The sequence below is a fragment of the Bacillus sp. 05T31 genome (genome assembly GCF_056396725.1).
Genome location: NZ_JBFTMA010000417.1, coordinates 1 through 3820, shown reverse-complemented (window position 1 = coordinate 3820; position 3820 = coordinate 1). Strand labels below are relative to the sequence as shown.

General features: G+C 32.2%; 3 protein-coding genes and 2 pseudogenes. All 5 read left to right on the top strand.

The genetic code is table 11. From position 1 onward, the window contains the following. The coding region (locus AC1DJR_RS20830; protein WP_477003407.1) for an HAD hydrolase-like protein at positions 1-332 on the top strand (332 nt) is incomplete at its 5' end. Between the two features lies 1 nt (position 333). Beyond that, a pseudogene (locus AC1DJR_RS20825) lies at positions 334-710 on the top strand (VOC family protein). An 11-nt stretch (positions 711-721) separates the two neighbouring features. Beyond that, a complete protein-coding gene (locus tag AC1DJR_RS20820; protein WP_477003406.1) occupies positions 722-1654 on the top strand; it encodes an aminoglycoside phosphotransferase family protein in 933 nt (310 codons plus the stop codon). A 140-nt stretch (positions 1655-1794) separates the two neighbouring features. Continuing rightward, positions 1795-2676: pseudogene (locus AC1DJR_RS20815) on the top strand (AraC family transcriptional regulator). 112 nt (positions 2677-2788) lie between these two features. Next, the coding region (locus AC1DJR_RS20810; RefSeq protein WP_477003405.1) for an alpha/beta hydrolase at positions 2789-3820 on the top strand (1032 nt) is incomplete at its 3' end.

Here is a 3820-nt window from a genome sequence, read left to right as displayed (position 1 = left end):
CGGTTATATCTTCGAACTCAGAAGAGCATATTCGGGCATTTTTACACAATAATGATATAGAAAATATTGAAGAAGTGTATTGTTCTAAAAATTTGTTTGGTAAAGATAAAATGATAAAAAGATTTTTAAAGTCGAAAAAGTTAACAGAGCAAGATATGTTGTATGTCGGTGATGAACAACGTGATATTGCAGCTTGTAAAAAAGCTGGTGTGAATGTCATTTGGGTTTCGTGGGGGTATGATGTCATTGAAACAGTAAAAAAAGATGCACCGGATTATATGGTCAATACGCCAATGGAAATTGTGCGAGTAGTACAGGAGTCGCATTCTTAATATGAATACACATCGAGTTGATATTCATCATATCGAATTTTGGGTAGCGAATTTAGAGGAATCCATTTCTTTTTACGATACATTGTTTTCAATAATTGGATGGAGAAAGTTAAATGAAGTAGCATATAGTACAGGAGAAAGTGAAATATATTTTAAAGAAGTAAACGAGGGAATTGTAAGAACTTTAGGACCGTTACGAAGCTAGTCATAGAGGAGTAGTTGATGAGGTAGCACAGAATTGCTTACTGGTACTGAGATGAAGATCATAGTGGCCTTATTGAAATGAATCATTATTCAGGTGATTACTATACAATCGACTTTTATGACCCGAATGGATTTATAGTAGAAGTTGCGTATACACCGAATGCAGAAATGTAAGGGGAATAGAAATGAAGACAATTACAACGTGGAAAAACAATATAGAAATAGTAAAAGATGCCGCAAACATTGAAGAAATCTCTAAAGGTTTCTCTCCTGATAAAAAATATATCATTACGACTACTGAAGATGAAAAGTATTTGTTACGGACAGGCGATATAAAAGAGTATGAAAGAAAGAAAATAGAGTTTCAAATTTTAAATGAAATGCAAGGAAGAAACGTGCAAGTACAAAGACCAATTGAACTTAGCATATTGGARGAAGAAGGTTTATGYTATAGTRTTTTTTCATATTTAGAGGGGGAAGATGCGAAAAAGCTGTTGCCTACATATACGCCAAAAGAACAATATGAAATTGGTATAGAGGCAGGAAAAGATTTAGCAAAAATGCATATATATGAAGCGCCAAAAGAAATACATCCTTGGTATGAAAGGGCGATGAAGAAACATTACAAGTATTTAGAAGCATACAAAACATGCGGTATTAAAATTAAAAATGATAATCAAATTATTAAATTTATTGATGAAAATGCAAAATATTTAAAGAACCGCCCAAATCGATTTCAACACGATGATTTTCATTTAGAAAATATAATTGTGCGGGATGGGAAATATGTAGGTGTTATTGATTTTAATGGATATGATTGGGGCGATCCACTGCATGATTTCGTAAAGATTGCACTATTTGCAAGAGATATTAGTATCCCGTATTCCATCGGACAAATTACGGGATATTATAACGGGAAAATACCGGAGGAGTTTTGGAGATTATATGCGGTATACGTTGGGATGACGGTTTTCTCTTCAGTTGTTTGGTGCTTGCGAGCAGCACCGCATATGTTGGAGGATACGTTAGAGCGTCTTCATATTGTATTGAAAGATCATAAAAACTTTGAATTATCAAAGCCAATCTGGTTTGATAGTGAAATGATGAATAGAAAATAAGGATAGCAGGTGGGAGATCTCACACCTGCTATTTGTAAATAACTCATGAGATAATCTCTTTACATACTATATATGTAGTTTTTTTATGAGGGAATGATAAACTTGAAGTTTACTTTATAATATAAAAAGGGGGTGGATTATTGAAAATCAGGCAAGGCAAATATGAAGAAATAAAATTACGCGATAGAATTCCAGGAATGGTTGAATATATATAGGATACAATGTTACCTACTGGTTTTCACTATTCTATTCCTCCTCACTGGCATAGAAGTATTGAAATTAGCCTAGTCGTATATGGAGAGGTTTTCTTGTATGTGAATGGGCAAAAAAAGAAAGTATCCGCTGGCGAATTTATTTTTGTGAATAGTGGCGATGTTCATGAATTCGAAAAAGTTGAAAATACAAGTTGTGCAGTAATGATGTTAATTATTTCTTATGAATTTCTTAAAGAGGTAAATGGAGATTTTGATAAATATAGATTTAATATAAAAGAATCAGTTGTTCAGAAAACTAACCTCCAGCAAATATTTTATGAATTAAAGGAGTTAGTCGCAAATTCTGATGATTTAAGTTACATAAAAATTAATAGTTTAATTTATGAAATTGTTTATATTCTATTGCGATATTGCAAAGCTGGAGAGAGTATAGACAATAATTATCAACTTGGAAATAAACAGAAAGAAATGATTACGCATATTTATAAACATTATGATGAAGAACTTAAACTGAAAGATGTAGCTAAACATTTTTTTGTAAGTGAAGAACATTTTTCTCGTATGTTCAAAAAATCGTTCGGATCAAATTTCACCTCTTTTTTAACGAGATACAGGCTCTATAAAGCTTATGAAGATATAATTAATAGTACAAATTCTATACAAGATATAGCAGTAAAACAAGGATTTCCAAATGCAAAATCATTTATTTCACAGTTTAAAGAAAAATATGGATATACACCATTACAGTATAGGAAAAATATCATATCAAAAAATGACAATAATCGAATCAAATATGAACAACAATAAAAATACGTTCCATGGTACATTTTGTACATGGAACGTATTTTTATTTAGTAAACGGGAAGTTATATAATCCTGAATAATGAAAGCGTTTGAATTTAGAGGGGAGAAATATTAGATGACTAGAAAATATGACTTAGACTTATTAGAAAAAATGCAAGAAAAACAAGAAATCATTAATGTACAGGGGGCGAAAGTTTTAGTAAAAAACATACCAGATTGTGATGAAAAAGGAGCGGTGGATCCACGTCTTTATAAGGACACGAAGGTTCAAATGAATGTAATGAGGTTTATGCCTAAAAATATGATGAAAATGGACGCTTCTGAAAAATCGGTAAGGAATATGCGAAAACAATTTAATGGAATTAAGAGTGTTCCAATTGTCACTAAAGACTTTAATATTACGCATAAAACAGTGAAAGCGGAAGATGGATATGATATTCCGATAAGAATTTATAACAGTGTTTCTAAACAAGAGAATGCGCCAGTTTTATACTTTATTCATGGTGGTRGATTTATGGCAGGATCACCAGATGTAGTAGAAGAACTTGTGAAATTGATAGTAGAAAAAACAGATATACTAGCCGTTTCTGTGGATTATCGATTAGCTCCGGAAAATCCTTTTCCAACTGGGCATACAGATTGCTACACTACTTTAAAGTGGATTTATGAAAATGCTGATACATTAGGCGGGGATAAGAATAATATCTTTGTGGCAGGTGATAGTGCAGGAGGGAACTTAACACAGTATTGTACAACTAAAGATATGGAAGATGGTAGGAARTACGTGAAGGGACAGTTGCTTCTGTATCCTACACTTAATATGTGTGACTATGAAGATGAATTTTATTCTTGGAGTATAGATAAATATGAAATTGCTCCTAAGTATAAAAAAGGATTAGAAAAAATGCTTAATATAATGCATTCAATGGTTGGAGGTATGTCAGAAGTACTTGGTACGAAAGAAATTCATTCTAAGTATTTAAGTCCATATGTGGATGTATCCTCAGACTATCCAAGTACATTTATTACGGTAGGAGAGCATGATTTTTTAATGATAGAATGTTTAGCGTATGCAGCTAAATTGACTAAAAAAGGAGTGGATACTGAAACAGTCCTTTATCGTGGTTTAGGGCACGCTTATGGAGAT